This is a genomic window from Sedimenticola selenatireducens DSM 17993 (assembly GCF_000428045.1).
Classification (GTDB): domain Bacteria; phylum Pseudomonadota; class Gammaproteobacteria; order Chromatiales; family Chromatiaceae; genus Sedimenticola; species Sedimenticola selenatireducens.
The window spans coordinates 1-16838 of the sequence record NZ_ATZE01000011.1 but is presented as its reverse complement, the minus strand read 5'-3'; the positions used below and the strand labels follow the sequence as shown (position 1 = coordinate 16838).

The window sequence follows — 16838 nt, the reverse complement described above, 5'->3', positions numbered from 1 at the left end:
CCTCCACCCCGGAGCATCTTCATCACCCGGAACGGGGCACGCTTGTTGGAAGGTCAAGCTGAAGGTGTAGCCCCCCCTTACCCGCATCAGTACCAGGGTAGGACCATATCAATATTGGAACTAAATGCGAGCCCTGAGCCAAGGGTTCTTGTCCAACTTGTCGTGGTCGATTGTGTTGAGCCTGCCTGAATCCTTTTTGGCAATATTAGATGCCTGATTGATCCCCATCCAAATACTGCAAATCACTCGAAGCTCTATGTCATATGGCACACTCGAGGTGTTCATATTTTGTTTTTGATATATGGGCTGATTGAAGTTGATATTCATCAACCTCTCCATTATCGAAGTCGATAAACTGCCGCACGCGTAACTATCAATGCAGTGCCAGGCGATGAGGGTGCTGTACAAAAACCGGAATCGGGAGAATAAGCAGGATGAACAACAATCACGGGATACTTCACGCTCCGCCCTATACCAAACGCTTACTGGTCCTAGTAACAGCCTGTCTGATCCAGGGTGGGGCCCTGGCTGAGGAAAAGTCGGAAGCTCCAAGCATTACGGTCACTGCGGAACCCATTGTGGACGGTGAAGCTCCCGACCGAACAGCTGTTGATGCCGCCGTGGTGAAACGCTCGCGAGCCGCCACCAGCGATACCGCCAGCCTGTTGGAAAATGTTCCCGGTGTGACGACCTACGGCGCGGGTGGTGTCTCCAGTCTTCCGGTGATCCACGGTCTGGCGGATGATCGTCTGCGTATCAAGGTGGACGGTATGGATCTGATCTCGGCCTGTGGTAACCACATGAACCCGCCGCTCTCCTATATCGATCCAACCAGCGTCAACAATGCCCAGGTATTTGCCGGTATCACTCCGGTCAGTGTGGGTGGTGACAGTATCGGTGGTGCGATCCTGGTCGACTCACCGGAACCGGAATTTGCCCAACCAGGGGCTGGCCTGCTGCAGAAAGGGGAGGTGGGTGCCACCTTCCGCAGCAACGGGAATGTGCGGGGCGGCAATGTGAAGGCCACCCTGGCCAATGAGAGCATCAGCCTCACTTACCGTGGTTCCACCATCAAGGCAGATGACTACAAGGCAGGTGGCGCCTTCAAGCCGGCTGGTCCCGCGGCGGCTGGCCGGGACTGGCTGGATGCCGATGAGGTCGGCTCTACTTACTACGACTCCACCAACCATGCGCTGGATCTTGGGCTTCGGAATGGAAATCACCTGTTTGAGCTGACACTGGGTCTGCAGGATATCTCCGACCAGGGATATCCCAATCAACGCATGGATATGACCGGCAACGACAGTACCCAGATTAATCTAGGTTACAAAGGGGAGTTTGACTGGGGTAGTCTTGATGCACGTGCCTACCGCGAGCATACCCGGCACAAGATGCAGTTTGGTGACGATAAACTCTTCTGGTACGGATCCAATGCAGGTGCCCCCAATCCCGATGGCGTGCCCTGCACGCCGAGTCCAGGGATGAATGGTTGCGCTGCTGGTATGCCGATGGATACCGAGGGTGATAACAGAGGGCTGACTATAAAGACGGACATTGCCCTGTCGTTACGGGATATGCTGCGGGTCGGTGGTGAGGTACAACGTTACCGACTGGATGACTGGTGGGAACCTTCCGGCAAGGGCATGTGGCCCGATACCTTCCTGAATATCAACGATGGCCAACGCGATCGCCTGGCACTGTTCGCAGAATGGGAGGCCCAGTGGGATCCGCAGTGGCTGACCCAGTTTGGCGTGCGGGGAGAGCGGGTGAGCATGGATACCGGTGAGGTTCAGGGGTACAACGCGACCTACGCTGCTGAAGCCGCAGCGTTCAATACGGCCGATCGTGACAAGACCGACAATAACCTGGACCTGACGGCGCTTGCCCGCTTTACACCGGACCGGAATCGCTCCATCGAATTCGGTTATGCCCGCAAGACCCGCTCACCCAACCTGTATGAACGCTACGCCTGGTCGACCGGTGGTATGGCGATGCGCATGATCAACATGGCTGGTGACGGCAATGGCTATGTAGGCAATCTTGACCTGGAACCTGAGATAGCGCACACCCTGAGTGCAACCTTTGACTGGCATGCAGCCGATGGTGAGGACTGGGGCCTGAAACTGACCCCCTACTTCACCTATGTTGATGACTATATTGACGCGAAGCGTTGTAGCTCGGCCAATTCGAACTGCGGAGCAGCCAACCAGACGGCGACGGATGCCTTTGTCTACCTGCAGTTTGTTAACCAGTCGGCCAGGTTGTACGGTCTCGATATCTCCGGGCACTATCCACTTGCCAAGGGCACCCGGTTTGGCCGGTTTACTGCCCGCGGTGCGTTGAGCTACGTGCGTGGTGAAAACCGGGATACCGGTGACAATCTCTATAATATGATGCCGTTGAATCTCAAGCTGGCGGTTGAGCAGCAGTATGGCGGCTGGACCAACTCCCTGGAGGCTGAACTGGTGGATAACAAGTCCGATGTCTCCAGTGTCCGGAACGAGCTGGAAACCGACTCCTACGCTCTACTGCATCTGCGTAGCAGCTACGAGTGGAAACAGCTGCGCCTGGACCTGGGCGTGGAGAACCTGTTCGACAAGTTCTACAACCATCCCCTGGCTGGCGCCTATGTGGGCCAGGGCAAGACCATGTCCGGGACCGGTGTGCCCTGGGGTATTGCAGTACCGGGCATGGGACGTTCCCTGTATGCCGGGGTCAATTACAGCTTCTAGACCTGCAGGCTTGTTGGACAGAAAAAGCGCCGGCATCAGCCGGCGCTTTTTTTGGATGGCGGGTATTCGGTCAGAGGTAGTTCGCCAGCAGCTGGTAGATCTCCTTCAACCCGGCCGGTTTGCTCAGGTAGTCATCCATGCCGGCTTCCAGGCAGCGCTCCCGATCACCAGGCATGGCGAGTGCGGTCAGTGCGATGATAGGCGTCTTGGCCAGCACCGGGTGTTTGCGCAGTTGTCGTGTCACCTCCAGCCCATCCATGTCACTGAGCTGAATATCCATGAGTATGATGTCGGGCAGATGCTCATAGGCCAGTCTGAGAGCGTCCATACCGCTACTGGCGCTCAGTACATTGAAGTCCTGCAGCCGCAGAAAATCACTTAGCATGGCGCTATTGGCCGGGTTGTCTTCGACTAACAGAAGCTTGGTTTCCTGTAGCGATTGCGGTTGTATGGGGGACTCATCGGTATGTTCCTGGGATAACTTGTGATGATGCGCCGTGTTGTCATCGCTGCACCAGGGTAGTCTTACGGTAAACCGGCTACCTGTGCCGGGCGTACTCTCCACCTTGACCTCACCACCATGCAGTTCTGCCATTCGTTTGACCAGGGTCAGGCCGAGTCCGGTGCCGCTGTAACGCCTGGTTGAGTCATTGTCCAGCTGCACGAAGGGCTCAAACAGGTGCTGCTGCTGTTCCTTCTCGATGCCGATACCGTTGTCCCAGACGGCTAATTCAATGCCGGCATTGTCTCCAGCTGTGGTGATCTCAAGACCGATCGTTCCTCCTTCAGGGGTGAACTTGATCGCATTTCCAAGCAGGTTGACCAGGAGCTGTTTCAGTCGACGGCCATCGCCGTGGATCAGTTTCACCGCCGGGTCGATCTGCTGTATCAGGTGGTGTTTTTTGCTGATAGCGGGTTGCCGGACCATTCGCAGGCTGGCTTCGGCGAGCTGGTCGACCGGTAGATAGTCCCATTTAAGCACCATTTTTCCCGATTCCACCTTGGCGACATCCAGGATATCGTTGATCAGGGTGAGCAGGTGGCGGGAGCTCTCCTGGATAGTGGCCAGGGAACGGCCCTGTCCACTATTTATTGGACCGTAGAGTTGGTCCTGCAACATTTCTGTCAGTCCCATGATGGTCGTCAGCGGAGTGCGCAACTCATGACTCATGGTGGCCAGAAACATGTCCTTGGTCTTGGCCGCGCGTGCCAGTTCCGCATTGGCAATGTTGAGTGCCCGGGTGCGCCGTTCCACGCGCTCAGCCAGACGTGATTGCTCCTGTTTGAGTCTGCCCTGAGATATGGCAACACTCTCTTGCATGGACTTCAGCGCCTGCAGCAGTTCACCGGCCTCATCGTCTCCCCGTGCCGGTATGACGCCATTGAGATCCCCCCGGGATATACGTCGGGCCACTTGGGTGGCCTCAGCGATGGGCCGGGCGATCAAGCGATCGGCAAACCAGACCAGCGTTATCACCGTGAGTGTCAGGAGTCCGATCACCGCAAACAGAATGCCCTGTTCAACCTCCGACTGTTGTTGGGCAATCTGCTCCAGTCTGGCCGTCTTGTAGTCGAGAGTGGCGTCCACCACCTGATCCATCAGTTTTGTCGGCTGGCGATCAATGCCCCTTACATCCCGGTCAATATCGATATAGGTGCCCCCGGTGATATTGCGGTTTGTGTTCAGCGCGTTCCGGTATTGCCCGCCGAGAGTTTCGTGTGCCTGCTGAAAATCGCGGGCGGCTTTCCAGGAGACTGTTCCCGGTTCCAGCAGTTCGAGCAGATTGTTGATGCTCTGCTGAGTCAGTTGTTCTGCGCGCTGAAACTGATCAAGGTACTGCGCATAAAGTTCAGCCTGGTGTCCCCGAATCAGGATGTTTTTCCACTCCTGAACCTGCTTTTTGAAATGGACCTGGGTAGTGAGGCTCTGGGTGACAACGTTGAATGTATGCTCGGTTATCCTGTTGCTATCAACAGTGGCCTGCCTGAGACTCATGAAGGCGTAATAGCCTACCGCCAGGTTGATGACGAGCGCGGTGCTGATCGTGGTGAAAAGCTTCCAACGGATGTTCATGGTGTGGGAATATCGGGTCCTTGTCAGCCAGGTCACAGTGTACAACAGAAGCGCTTGAAGCCGGTGATTCTGGCGAACTAATAAGCTTAATTGATCCTGAGATCGAAACCCCTGTTAAGGGAAATACCCAATTGAAGTGATAACTTTTATCCAGTTACCCTGCAAGGCCACCTTGACCCCATCAAGGCTGGGTAATAACAATATTAAGCGGTACTGAAGGGAATCCGACTGGGAGGCTGTAATGATGTTAAAACGAGGTGGAGTAGGAGTTGTGTTTGCGCTGCTTTCGTCCGGGGTTTCTGCCCAGGGGCTGGAAGAGGCTGCCAGGGAGGTGGAGGAAGCGCTGCATTTGACCCCCGATGCGGAAAACGGCAGAAAGGTATATATGGTCTGTACCGTCTGTCATCGTCCTGAAGGCTGGGCCAGCCCGGATGGTATGTATCCGCAGATTGCCGGCCAACAGGCCAGTGTGCTGATCAAGCAACTGGCGGATATTCGGGCGCGAAACCGTGATAATCCGACCATGTTGCCTTTCACTTCACCACGGCTGCTGGGCGGGGCACAGGAGATTGCTGATGTGGCGGCTTATATTTCTGCCCTTCCGATGAATCCCAACAATATGGTTGGCCCCGGATTTGATCTTGAGCTGGGTGAGCGCCTGTATAAGGATGAGTGTGCCGAGTGCCATGGTCCCGCAGGTGAGGGTGACAAGAAGGACCATATTCCCCTGATCCAGGGGCAGAACTACTTCTATCTGATTCGTCAGTTTGACTGGATACGCTCCGGCAAGCGTCGCAATGCGGACTCAAAAATGGTCAAGCAGATTCAGCGTTTCACTCCGCGTGAAGAGTATTCCGTGCTGGACTACGTTTCCAGAATCAGGCCGCCGGAGAATAAGCTGGCACAGCCCGGATGGCAGAATCCCGATTTCCCCGATTATGCCCGCCACCCCTGGCAGACTTTGCCGGCATATCAGATGGCGCGCTAGTCAAGGGGGCAGGTTGAGGAAAAAGAAACGGGGCCAATCGGCCCCGTTTCTTTTATGCGTCAAGCTGAATGTCAGCCAAAGATGTCGTGCGTGATGTTGTTGAACCAACTGTGGGCGTAGGCCACCTCCCGCTTGAACACCTCTGGGCTGGCATCGCCTGGAGTCAACCCGCCGGAGACCGAAGCGATCTTCGAGCGATCTTCCGTCAGGCGGTAGACGGCTGCCACGGAGAAGGCATAGTCTTTACCGGCAATGGAGTAGCAGGTGTTGATATAGGAAGGAGTGCCGGGCTCCTGGCCATTCAGCATGGCCACGATGGCAGCGGCGCAGACCTTGGCCTGGGAGTTGGCGGAGTAGCCTGATTTCGGCATGCTGCTGGCGATGCTGGCATCACCGATGACATGGATGTTCGGGTGAATTGTTGATTCGAAGGTTCCAAGGTCAATCGGACACCAGCCGCTGTCGTTGGTCAATCCGGCTGCAAAGGCGATGGCGCCTGCCTTCTGCGGCGGGATGACGTTCAGTACATCAGCTTTGATCTCGTCACCAAAGGCGGTCACGACCGAATTGTTGGCCGCGTTCACCTTCACAACACCGGCCTCTTCCTGCTGGCCGTGCCACTCGATCATGGCATTGTCGCTCTCGTAGCCGTACATCTTTTTCCAGGCGCCGACAAACAGGCCCTGTTTGGAGAACTTCGGCTTCGGGTCAAAGATCATTACCTTTGATTTCGGCTTGTGCTGCTTCAGATACATGGCGATCTGGCTGGCGCGTTCGTAGGGTCCCGGCGGACAGCGGAACGGGTTCGGCGGCGCAGCGATGACCACGGTGCCACCATCCTTCATGGCCTCAAGCTGCTGACGCAGCATGGCGGTCTGCGGGCCGGCCTTCCAGGCGTGGGGGATTTTTTCGGCGACTTTTTCGTCGTATCCTTCTATCTTGTCCCACTGGAAATCAATACCGGGTGCGACCACGCAGCGATCATAGTTATAAGTGTTGCCATCGGAAGCCTTGACGACACGGGCCTTGGCATCGATACCGGTGACCTTGGCGTGTACCACTTTGACGCCATGTTTGCCCAGGCCGCTGTAGCCGAACTTGATGGAGTCCAGGGAACGATCGCCACCCAGCACCTCGTTACTCATATAGCAGGTGTAGTAGTTGCTGTTGGCCTCGATCAGGGTGACATCCGCGCTGGGGTCCGCCATGCGAATATATTTTGCAGCGGTGGCACCGGCGGTACCACCACCGACCACAACCACTTTTTTTGACGCGCCCAGTGCGATATAGGGCACACCGATCAGACCTGCAGCGGTTGCCGCGCCAGCAGTTTGAATAAATCCTCGACGTGTAATCTTCATGTTCATATGTCCCCTATCTTATTTCTGCTGGCTTGCGTAGAAGTTGAGCAGGGCGATAACACCGTCGCTGCCCTCTCTTTCCAGCAATTCTGATAGTTTTTTCTTCATCTTCTTAGTGGCTTCACGATCGCCCGCCTTGTAGTCGGCGAGGGTCCAGTTTACATAGGGTGTCCACTGGCCAGCGAGAACGCCCGCGTCGTCTTCAGCCGACTGTCCACCATCGGCATGGCATTTTTCACAATACTTGTCGTGCAGTTTGGCACCTTTCGAAGCCAGGTTGGCATCGAAGGACTGTTTTGCCTTGACGAAAGATTGGCCGGCGTAGAACTTGGCCATGGCCTTGATTTCATCTTCGGTGTAACCCTTGGCGATGCGGGTCATGATGGTTGAAGGGATATCACCGCTGGCAAAGCCAACCATGGTCTCTTCAAAATAAGTGGGAGAGAGTCCGGCGATGCTGGGTGCTGCGGGTCCCATGCTGTTGCCATTGGTTCCGTGGCAACCGGCGCAGGTGTTGGACAGCATGGCGGCATCCGCGCCCATCATTGTTTTTGGCTCATCGGCTGCAGTAGCTGAGAACGCGGCGCCAACCGCGAGACCAGCGACCAGTGCGGCCCTAGTTAAGGTTTTATACGCCATGATACCTCCTTTGGTTTTCAGGCTTTTCTTTGGCAAGAGGGTTTAGGAGCCTCTTTTATACAATGCATGATATACCAGTTACCTGGCTTCTCTTGCACCACTTGTTACGACATGAATATAGCGTTTTCATGTCCGGATGTACCGGCATGCCGGATACAAATCTATTATCGTTTCCTGTTTGTTCAGGATTCACCGGCCAGCAGTGAAATCACTTTTTTATTCCGTTTCTTTTTAGCAATATCGGCAGCGGTACGTCCACTTTTGTCCGTCAGGGCGGTATCCGCGCCGTTGATCAGCAGTAGCTTGACCAGCTGCTCGTCCCGCAGGGTGGCCGCCTCCATCAGTGCGGTGACACCGTCATTGTCGGCGCTATTCACATCCGCCTTGCGCCGAAGTAGCAGTTCAACGGCCTCCAGTCGGCCCCGGCCGACTGCCCAGATCAATGCAGTGGCACCGTCATGGTCCCTGGCGTTCACATTGGCGCCCTTTTCCAAAAGTGCTTCCATCACTTCCAGGTGTCCTTTGTCAGCCGCAATAATCAGTGCCGAACTGCCATGTGCGTCACGGGCTTCGGGGTCGGCGCCCCGTTCAATGAGCTTGGTGGCGGTTTCCGTATGCCCTTTCTCCGCCGCATGCATCAGAGCAGTGCGTCCGTCATTGTCGCCCTGATTGGGGTTTGCGCCCTTGTACAGCAACTGTTCGACCATATCCGTCAGGCCGTAACGTGCCGCTATACTGAGTGAATCCCATCCGGCACGGGTTCGTGCATTAAGGTCGGCACCGCGCTCCAGCAGCATGGCGGTGAGGGCCGAATGTCCATTCTCCGCGGCAAAGGTGAGCGCGGTACAGCCAGCGGATGCTACGGCGTTGACATCGGCACCACGGGTTAATAGATAGGCCGTAGTCTCAAAATTGTCATTCTGTATGGCCATCATCAGGGCGGTAACGCCAAACTGATTGCCACTGTTTACATCCACACCCTCATTCAAGAGACGCGTTACCGTGTCGATATCCCCGATACTCGCGGCCAGTCGATATTCAGCCTCTTTGGCACTGTCTCCCGCAAGAGCGGGAGCGACAATAACCAAGTGTAACAGTATGGCGAAGATCCAGTTCTGCTTCATGATCTTAACCGTCTCCCTTATTTGAACCGTGAATAATGATCAACCCTTGTTATCTGTATTCTCTTCAGGTTCATCGGGTTCCATGTGGGCTATGCCCTTGTGGCAGTCAATACAGGTCAAACCCTCATCGACTGCGCCAGAATGCCGTTTGCGGGCCATCCGGCTCTGTGTGCTAAGGTCCATCTGATTAAAATTGTGGCAGCTGCGGCATTCGCGCGAATCTGTTGCCTTCATCTTGGCCCATACCCGACTGGCCATATTCCAGCGATGGGCTTCATATTTCTCTTTAGTGTCGATAGTGCCCAGAATTTCATGCACTACGTCTTTATAGGCCAGCACTTTGGCCACAATCTTGGGCCCAAACTCCTTGGGAACATGACAATCAGAACAAGTCGCCCGGACACCTGAGGTGTTGAGGTAATGAACAGTCTCCTTGTACTCCTCAAAGTTGACCTTCATGGAGTGACATGACGTGCAGAACTCCATTTCATTAGTCGAGGAGAGGCCTATATTGAATAGCCCGGTAAAGAGTATTCCCGCTGAAAATACCAATACAAGGATGACGATGAATTTTTTCCTTGAGGTGTTTCCACCGTTGGAACTGCCTGTCATACACAACCCTCAAATATATCCATGAACTTAGGCGTGGGTTTTGCGTGAATATTGGGAAAAGGGCGGCAGGGAAGGATAATAATATTTAACGAAAATACCCCAAGCCTCGCTGATTAGTGCCTGATCCCCGCTTCTTATGCCCCTCTAAACACAGAATTTCTCTTTATTATTCACAATGATGGTACGGGATATTCGGGGTTTTTGCAAAGCAGCTGGTGGTTTTCCACTATATGATCTAAGTCGCTTTCGATAGTTGGGGGAAACCAGTAAAAATATTGTTATCTTATTGATTTAACAGGTGATTATTGAGTGATATATTGGGAGTTTATGGGGTATTGATATTTGCTGTGCTTCAATCAGAAAATTGAATGGAGGTTTTTCGGCTGGCAGCCTGTATCTCAGGCGGTGAGTTTGGCATAGAGCAGTGGCAGTTCGCGCGGTAGCTGTGAGGGTTTGTGGATAACCACGTAGCTACCGGTACCAAACAGGTGGGGGAGGTAGTCATTAGCCTGTGCATCGATGGTGACACAGAAGGGTTGTAGTCCCAGTTGACGCGCTTCATGGATGGCACGGCGGGTATCCTCGATGCCATAGCGTCCTTCATATTTATCCAGGTCGTTAGGTTTGCCATCGGTAAGGATCAATAGCAGTCGGCGGCCGGCCGGCTGCTCCTTGAGGAGGTCGCTGGAGTGTCTGATAGCCGCCCCCATACGGGTGTAGTAGCCAGGCTTGATGGCATCGATGCGACCCCGGACGGTCCCGGAATAGTGTTCATCGAAGGTTTTCAGCTGGTGCACCCGTACCGGATCCCGCTTGCGGGAAGAGAATCCATACATGGCGAACTGATCACCCGTGGCAGAGAGACTCTCGGCAAACAGGAACAGTGAGTCACGGATAACATCGATAACCCGGGTGTGGTTGTTTACCCAGGTATCGGTAGATAGCGAAAGGTCGGCCAATAGCAGGCAGGCAAGATCGCGGGCACCTACGCGCAAGTCCTTGTACAGGCCGTCACTGGCGGAAGTATGGCCGGCCGCGCGGTCGCTGGCATAGCGCAGATAGGCATCGAGATCGATCTCGCAGCCATCCTGCTGGCCCCGGTGCCAGATACGGGCCGGTGTCAGGTGCTGAAACTGGGCGCGCAGTTTTTTTGCGGTCTTGCGCAGGCTGTCAGGCAGGTCCCGCGGCTGGGCATCGGCTGCCATCATCGGCAGTACGCGACAGTGATCCGGGATCAGTTTCTGCTTCTTGAAGTCCCACTCCGGCAGCAGGATGCCTACGCCGAGGACCAGATCGTCGTTGGCTTCTGAGGGCAGATCCAGATCAAAGCGCAGTTTGCCGGCCGATGCCTTGGCATCACGACTGACGCTGAGATTATCCATATCCTTCAGGGCATCCGCGGCGCTGTCCAGGTCTTCGTTCTCCTCGGAGCCGCGGTCCAGATTCATGAACTCACCCCAGGTAAAGATATTCTCCATGCGGATGGTGATCAGGCCCTGGTCCTCCTTCTCGGGTTTTTTGGCTCGCTCCGCCTTGTGTCGCTGTTGGTCATCGATCTCCTTGGTTTCGCCACTACCGCGTTCACCCTCTTGGTCTCCCGCGTTGCCGGAGGAGGGGGTGGCAATCGGCGGGAAGGGGTGCAGCCAGAGCGGGACCGGTTGTGGTGGTCGTTTAGCCACCGGCAGACGGTCGATACTGCCGGGATGCAGCAAGGCCTGACGGATGGCGGATTCCTGGGCTGCCTCCGATGGGGGTAGCTGGTCCACCGGCATGCGTTCCGCCAGGTGAGCTTCAACCAGCAGTTTGTAGCGCCTGGTTATCCCGGGGTAATCATGCAGGGTTTTTACGGTCAGGCGCTGGTTCTTGGTCAGCCAGGCCTCTTCCTCCTGGTGATCCCCGACGGCCAGGGCGGCCAGCCAGGTATAGAGATAGTGATTGAGTTGTTTTTCCGGAAAGTAGTCGATGGATGCGGGAAGCCGTAGCGATTGTTCATCCCGCCAGGCCAGTTCGATCCGTTTGTTGCTGCCGGCGATACGCTGCAACAGACCACGTCGTGCACCATGTTCCGTGGCATTGGCTGCGGAAACCTCCAGGCCACCATCTCCACCCAGGGCACGGAACATGATACCGACGGTTAGTTCCATCTCCTCCAGGTGAACGGCGGCTTCCGGATAGCGGGTATCGGCTATCCGGGTAATCATGCGGTGCCAGAGCTCGCCGACTTTCTCTTCCATGCCTACTGTTCCTGGAACCCTGTTGTAATATCGGCCTGGTGCTGTGGTTTGTCTGGTATCGATGTGGGCGGTGATGCTTTTTTGCCACTGGCCTCGCGTCCCGTGACCACCGGCAGTGCTTCCAGATCGGCCACCCATTTGAGCAGCCCGGGGCGTGTCTGCTGTGCCTGCACCTGGTTGCAGGCCGATATGCACTGGGCACATTCGGTGCAGGTGAACATTTTTCGCTTGATCGAGCGCGGCTTCAGCCGCATGGGACAGGCGTTGTCACAGGCGTTATTACAATCGGAACAGAGGTTGGCCCGCTTGCGGTCAAAGCCCACTACCATGCCCTTGTCGTTGGCCATCCAGGCCAGGCTTTGGAACAGGCCCACCGCGCAGCCGAAACGACAGAACAGGTGGCGGGCAAACATGAACTCAATGAACAGTAGCAGCGTGCCAATGCCGAGGAAGCGCATCTGATTGGGCGTCAGGGAGGCGGTGATCAGGTTGTGATAGATCTCAAATGGCGGCAACAGATAAGTCAGCAGTGACAACGCCCAGAGAAAGGCGAAAAACAGTGCCGCCAGCACCGTTACCGGCCAGAAGCGCCTGTCCGGTTTTTGTACCGAGCCGTTGGGTTGCAGTTCCGGTAACGGATTCTTCTCCCAGATGCTCGGCTTGCCACTGGCGCGATACATCAGTTTATTGATCGTCTCGACTACCGAAAAGTGGGGGCAGAGCCAGCCGCAATAGAGCCTGCCAAAGCGCCAGGCCGCCCAGATCAGGCCGCCGCCAACCATGGCGATGGGTAAGAAGCCACGGAAGATCAGATTAAAGGCCGCTTGTCCGGGGCCAATTTCGCCTGCGATGAAGGCGTCCAGACCCAATGTCCAATGTTGGCCCAGAAAGAAGAAATGGTTCTGGGTCAGGTCAAAGCGGAACAGATCCAGGGGTGGGGCCAGCACAAACAGGGTGAAGAATCCGGCCTGAAACCAGAACCGGTTCTTTTGCTGCTTGGTTGCGCTCTTGACCAGATCCATAAAAATCAGTTCCCGAAAGCGATATCGACTACTTCCATCAATGCCCGGGTGGTTTCTTCGTCATCGGTCAATGGTTCCACCATGGCCGCCCGACAGGCCTCAACGGGATCGTAGCCACCAAGAATAAGTGTTGCCGTGTAGACCAGCAGACGGGTTGATGCGGCCTCTTCCAGGTCATGGTCCTTGAGGGCGCGCAGACTGTTGGCCAGGTTGACCAGCCGCCTGGCCATCATGGCATCGATCCCCGTCTCGCCAATAATTACCTCCTGCTCCAGTTCGGCGTTGGGAAAATCGAAGCGTGCCGCAACAAAGCGCTGCCGGGTACTTGGCTTCATGCCCTTGAGCAGGTTCTGATAACCCGGGTTGTAGGAGACTACCAGCATGAACTCAGGGGGGGCATGCAGGGTCTCGCCAGTACGTTCGATTGGCAGGATGCGCCGGTCATCGGTCAACGGATGCAACACCACCGTGGTGTCCTTACGTGCTTCAACCACCTCGTCCAGATAACAGATGGCGCCTTCCCGGACGGCCCGGGTCAGGGGGCCATCGCTCCAATAAGTGCCGCTGTCACCGATCAGGTGCCGGCCCACCAGATCGGCGGCTGTCAGATCGTCATGGCAGGCGACGGTGTATACCGGCCTCCCCAGACGGGCGGCCATGTAGTTGATAAAACGGGTTTTGCCGCAACCGGTCGGACCCTTGATCAGCATCGGCAGCTGGTGTTTGTAGGCGTGCTGGAACAGCTCCACCTCATTACCCTGTGGCTTGTAGAAAGGGGTGTCGAGTGCCACGGTCTGTTCCGCGGTCTGGGGCGCGTTGCTCATGCCGTTAGTTCCGTTATCAATGAATGTTCAGTTGGAGAAAATAAAGGCCGTGGCGATCAGTCCGCCCGGGATAATCAGCCAGACTGACACAGGCCAGCGCCACGGTCCACGCAGTTTGCCCAGGCCCATGAAATAGGCGCCCACCAAGTGGCCCTTGATTATGGCGATGCCAAGCACAAGCAGGGACAATTCAAGACCGCCCAATCCCTCTTCACCGATCGAGTAGGTAACGAAGGTCAACGCAATCAGGATTCCGTATACCCAGGTACTGGGGAGTATGCCGAGAAAAGGTTTATTACTCATGGATCACCTCAGCGCATTACGTAAACGAGTGGAAACAGGATCAGCCACACCAGGTCCACCATGTGCCAGTAGGAGGCGCCGGTCTCGACGCCGGTATGCTCCTGTGCGGTGTAGCCGCCTTTCTTTGCCTTGATAGCGACTGCGGCGAGTATCACCATTCCCATGATCACGTGCATGTAATGGAAGAACGTGAGAGACAGGTAAAACATATAGAAGGTGTTGGTGCTGAGATTGATGCCCTGTTCTATATGGTGACTGTACTCACCGGTCTTGACGGCAAGGAAGACCGCTCCCATGCCCATCGCGGCAATCAGCCAGCGGGTACAGGCTGCGCTGTGGTTTTGCTTGATTGCCGAGACCGCGCGCACCACAAAATAGGAGCTGGTAATCAAGGCGAGGGTATTGATCAAGGCTGCCTGGCGATCCAGGTGAAGCTGGAATTCGTTGAACAGCTCGACATTGTCCATTCGGGTGAAGGCATACGCGCCAAAAAAGACCGCGAATACCAAAAGCTCGGCGAGGATGAATATCCAGATCGCCAGATCCCCGGGAGGATAGCGATTTGCCTGATCAGGATCGAATGTTCCTTGATCAGGATCGAGTGCATCTACTGCCTGTGTCATCAGTTAAGCTCCATTGTGTCCAGGGATGGACTGATGCCGCGAAGGCCAAGGCTGGCCGGGAGCGGCGGGTAATTTGTCAATCGTTTGAATAAATATTCAATAGACCTTTTAAATCAGGTAGTTAATACGATTCGTCGAATAAGTTACCAGAAAGATAGTGGGGGGCGAATTGACAAATGTTAAATAAGATAAAAAATATCCGACTATTTTACTCAAGTAAGCGATGGTGTCCAGTCAATATGCATTATTTGGGCTGAGAAGCTGTTGCCAAAAGCGATGCGACACCACCCCTCGCGGTATAAATCCATCCCTGGACAAATCCGCTCTCGGCCATCACTCGGCCCAGGCTCCTGCTTCGCTCTACCTCCTCCATCCCTGGACAAAAAAAAGGCCGGCTCCAGGAGCCGGCCTTAAGGGGGGAGGGGGAACCCCTCCGGAGGATGTTGGTTAAGCGTCGGCGACAACCGCCTCGGGCTCATCCTGGCCGATGAAGAAGCTGGCGATATAGACCACCAGACCGGTGAAGAACATCAGGCCGGCCACCTCACGCAACCAGTAGAAGAGCGAGATCTGATCCTGCACCGCCATGAACGGCTGCGCATTCTCCGCCACCCGCTGCAGGTAGACCTGCAGGATACCGGCGCCGGTAAGGAACAGGGTGATGAAGACAATCGCCACGGTCATCAACCAGAATGCCCACATCTCCAGCACCTGCTGCTTGTTGCTGTTGGCCGCGGAGCGACCGCGCAGCAGCGGCATGGCATAGGAGATGATGGTCAGGCTGATCATCACGTAGGCACCGTAGAAGGCCATGTGACCATGCGCCGCGGTGATCTGGGAACCGTGGGTGAAGTAGTTCACCGGGGCGAGGGTGTGCAGGAAGCCCCACACGCCGGCACCCAGGAATGCCATCACTGCGGTACCCAGTGCCCACAAGGTGGCGACCTTGTTGGGGTGGTTGCGGCGCCGCTTGTTGACCATGTTGAAGGCAAACACCGTCATCATGAAGAACGGAATCGGCTCCAGGGCGGAGAACACCGAACCCCACCACTGCCAGTACTCGGGGGTACCGATCCAGAAGTAGTGATGGCCGGTACCGATCAGACCGGTGATCAGGGCCATGGCGATAATGATATAGAGCCACTTCTCGATCACCTCCCGGTCCACGCCGGTCACCTTGATCAGCACGAAGGCCAGGATGGAGGCCATGATCAGCTCCCAAACACCCTCTACCCACAGATGCACCGTCCACCACCAGAACATCTTGTCCAGCACCACGTTGACGGGATTGTAGAAGGCGAACAGGAAGAACACGGCGAGACCGACCAGCCCCAGCAGCAGCACCAGGTTGATCACGGTCTTGCGACCCTTGAGGATGGTCATGCCGATATTGAACAGGAAGACCAGGGCCACCACCACGATACCGAGCTTGGTAATGGTCGGCTGCTCCAGGAACTCGCGTCCCATGGTGGGCAACAACTCGTTACCGGTCAGCGCGGCCAGGGTGGAGTAGGGCACCAGCAGGTAGCCGGCAACCGTCAGGGCCGCGGCCACCAGGAAGACCCAGAACATCAGGGTGGCGAGCATGGGGCTGAACAGCTCCGTCTCGGCCTCTTCCGGGATCAGATAGTAGGCGGCGCCCATAAAGGCCATCAGCAGCCAGACGATCAGGGCGTTGGTGTGGACCATGCGGGCCACGTTGAACGGGATATAGGGGAACAGGAAGTCCCCGATCACATACTGCAAGCCGATGATCAGACCAAACAGGATCTGCGCGGCAAACAGGGCGATGGCAGCCGTAAAGTACAGCTTGGCGACCGATTGAGATTGATATGTCATGGTTAAAACTCCCCCTTAACCCTGAATGTTTGGCGGCCAGTTGGCGGCATTGATCTCGGAGACATACTTCAGGAACTCCGCGATGGCGTCGAGCTCGTCATCGGAGAAGTTGAACTGAGGCATGCTGCGGCGACCGGGAATGCCGTTGGCAGGACGGCTCTTGATAAAGCCGATGATGCCGTCTTTGGAATTGCCGAAGCGTTTGTAGACATTGCCCAGTTCCGGTGCGAAGTAGGCACCCTCACCGAGCAGCGTGTGACAGCCGATACAGTTATTCTCTTCCCAGAGTATCTTGCCTTTGGCTACCTGTTCGCCGACAGCCCCTTCAAGTGCGGCACGATTGTCGCGATTGGGCAGTTGGCCAACTGAATCAAAGGTCAGAGCCAGGAAAAGGAGGAAGAAAAACGCAGAACCACCGTAAAAGATGTTCCGCGCCATAGTTTTTGTGAAGGCCTGGGCCATT

The 16838-nt window shown here is 55.7% G+C and carries 15 protein-coding genes; 2 read left to right on the top strand and 13 right to left on the bottom strand.

Annotated elements, in window-relative coordinates:
* Window positions 1-120: 120 nt before the first annotated feature.
* On the bottom strand, window positions 121-327 hold the full coding sequence (locus tag A3GO_RS0109960) for a hypothetical protein (RefSeq protein ID WP_029133270.1): 207 nt from the start codon (window positions 325-327) through the stop codon (window positions 121-123).
* Between the two features lie 107 nt (window positions 328-434).
* On the opposite strand from A3GO_RS0109960, the gene A3GO_RS0109955 reads away from it, so the two are divergent.
* Window positions 435-2732 (top strand): TonB-dependent receptor, encoded by a 2298-nt coding sequence (locus A3GO_RS0109955; protein ID WP_051302128.1) that lies wholly within the window; start codon window positions 435-437, stop codon window positions 2730-2732.
* Between the two features lie 70 nt (window positions 2733-2802).
* On the opposite strand, the gene A3GO_RS0109950 is transcribed toward A3GO_RS0109955, so the two are convergent.
* Window positions 2803-4806, bottom strand: a complete 2004-nt coding sequence (locus tag A3GO_RS0109950; RefSeq protein WP_029133268.1) for an ATP-binding protein — start codon at window positions 4804-4806, stop codon at window positions 2803-2805.
* 241 nt (window positions 4807-5047) lie between these two features.
* On the opposite strand from A3GO_RS0109950, the gene A3GO_RS23435 reads away from it, so the two are divergent.
* Complete coding sequence (locus tag A3GO_RS23435; protein ID WP_051302127.1) at window positions 5048-5794, top strand: c-type cytochrome; 747 nt, start codon at window positions 5048-5050, stop codon at window positions 5792-5794.
* Window positions 5795-5865: 71 nt separating this feature from the next.
* Here the strand turns inward: A3GO_RS23435 and A3GO_RS0109940 are convergent, their stop codons facing one another.
* From A3GO_RS0109940 to A3GO_RS0109890, 11 genes are all read right to left on the bottom strand, one after another.
* Window positions 5866-7155, bottom strand: coding sequence for an NAD(P)/FAD-dependent oxidoreductase (locus A3GO_RS0109940; protein WP_029133267.1), 1290 nt, complete (start codon window positions 7153-7155; stop codon window positions 5866-5868).
* A gap of 18 nt (window positions 7156-7173) precedes the next feature.
* Window positions 7174-7794 (bottom strand): c-type cytochrome, encoded by a 621-nt coding sequence (locus A3GO_RS0109935; protein ID WP_029133266.1) that lies wholly within the window; start codon window positions 7792-7794, stop codon window positions 7174-7176.
* Window positions 7795-7976: 182 nt separating this feature from the next.
* Window positions 7977-8918, bottom strand: coding sequence for an ankyrin repeat domain-containing protein (locus tag A3GO_RS0109930; RefSeq protein ID WP_037375111.1), 942 nt, complete (start codon window positions 8916-8918; stop codon window positions 7977-7979).
* A gap of 39 nt (window positions 8919-8957) precedes the next feature.
* A complete protein-coding gene (locus A3GO_RS0109925; RefSeq protein WP_029133264.1) occupies window positions 8958-9530 on the bottom strand; it encodes a NapC/NirT family cytochrome c in 573 nt (190 codons plus the stop codon).
* Window positions 9531-9928: 398 nt separating this feature from the next.
* A complete protein-coding gene (locus A3GO_RS0109920) occupies window positions 9929-11764 on the bottom strand; it encodes a nitric oxide reductase activation protein NorD (protein ID WP_029133263.1) in 1836 nt (611 codons plus the stop codon).
* A 2-nt stretch (window positions 11765-11766) separates the two neighbouring features.
* Window positions 11767-12786: a 4Fe-4S binding protein gene (locus A3GO_RS23430; RefSeq protein WP_084609987.1), complete on the bottom strand. Its 1020-nt coding sequence runs from the start codon at window positions 12784-12786 to the stop codon at window positions 11767-11769.
* 5 nt (window positions 12787-12791) lie between these two features.
* On the bottom strand, window positions 12792-13610 hold the full coding sequence (locus A3GO_RS0109910; protein WP_051302125.1) for a CbbQ/NirQ/NorQ/GpvN family protein: 819 nt from the start codon (window positions 13608-13610) through the stop codon (window positions 12792-12794).
* Between the two features lie 27 nt (window positions 13611-13637).
* Window positions 13638-13913, bottom strand: a complete 276-nt coding sequence (locus A3GO_RS0109905; protein WP_029133261.1) for a cytochrome C oxidase subunit IV family protein — start codon at window positions 13911-13913, stop codon at window positions 13638-13640.
* 8 nt (window positions 13914-13921) lie between these two features.
* Entirely contained in the window at window positions 13922-14536 is a 615-nt protein-coding gene (locus tag A3GO_RS0109900; protein ID WP_037375108.1) for a cytochrome c oxidase subunit 3 family protein, read from the bottom strand.
* A 447-nt stretch (window positions 14537-14983) separates the two neighbouring features.
* On the bottom strand, window positions 14984-16375 hold the full coding sequence (locus A3GO_RS0109895) for a cbb3-type cytochrome c oxidase subunit I (RefSeq protein WP_029133259.1): 1392 nt from the start codon (window positions 16373-16375) through the stop codon (window positions 14984-14986).
* Window positions 16376-16390: 15 nt separating this feature from the next.
* On the bottom strand, window positions 16391-16838 hold a 448-nt coding region (locus A3GO_RS0109890), incomplete at its 5' end, for a c-type cytochrome (RefSeq protein WP_029133258.1).

Excerpts from the sequence above, each read along its gene's own strand:
- A3GO_RS0109960 (WP_029133270.1), bottom strand. The coding sequence starts at position 327 with ATGAATATCAACTTCAATCAGCCCATATATCAAAAACAAAATATGAAC.
- A3GO_RS0109955 (WP_051302128.1), top strand. The coding sequence starts at position 435 with ATGAACAACAATCACGGGATACTTCACGCTCCGCCCTATACCAAACGC.
- A3GO_RS0109950 (WP_029133268.1), bottom strand. The coding sequence starts at position 4,806 with ATGAACATCCGTTGGAAGCTTTTCACCACGATCAGCACCGCGCTCGTC.
- A3GO_RS23435 (WP_051302127.1), top strand. The coding sequence starts at position 5,048 with ATGATGTTAAAACGAGGTGGAGTAGGAGTTGTGTTTGCGCTGCTTTCG.
- A3GO_RS0109940 (WP_029133267.1), bottom strand. The coding sequence starts at position 7,155 with ATGAAGATTACACGTCGAGGATTTATTCAAACTGCTGGCGCGGCAACC.
- A3GO_RS0109935 (WP_029133266.1), bottom strand. The coding sequence starts at position 7,794 with ATGGCGTATAAAACCTTAACTAGGGCCGCACTGGTCGCTGGTCTCGCG.
- A3GO_RS0109930 (WP_037375111.1), bottom strand. The coding sequence starts at position 8,918 with ATGAAGCAGAACTGGATCTTCGCCATACTGTTACACTTGGTTATTGTC.
- A3GO_RS0109925 (WP_029133264.1), bottom strand. The coding sequence starts at position 9,530 with ATGACAGGCAGTTCCAACGGTGGAAACACCTCAAGGAAAAAATTCATC.
- A3GO_RS0109920 (WP_029133263.1), bottom strand. The coding sequence starts at position 11,764 with ATGGAAGAGAAAGTCGGCGAGCTCTGGCACCGCATGATTACCCGGATA.
- A3GO_RS23430 (WP_084609987.1), bottom strand. The coding sequence starts at position 12,786 with ATGGATCTGGTCAAGAGCGCAACCAAGCAGCAAAAGAACCGGTTCTGG.
- A3GO_RS0109910 (WP_051302125.1), bottom strand. The coding sequence starts at position 13,610 with ATGAGCAACGCGCCCCAGACCGCGGAACAGACCGTGGCACTCGACACC.
- A3GO_RS0109905 (WP_029133261.1), bottom strand. The coding sequence starts at position 13,913 with ATGAGTAATAAACCTTTTCTCGGCATACTCCCCAGTACCTGGGTATAC.
- A3GO_RS0109900 (WP_037375108.1), bottom strand. The coding sequence starts at position 14,536 with ATGACACAGGCAGTAGATGCACTCGATCCTGATCAAGGAACATTCGAT.
- A3GO_RS0109895 (WP_029133259.1), bottom strand. The coding sequence starts at position 16,375 with ATGACATATCAATCTCAATCGGTCGCCAAGCTGTACTTTACGGCTGCC.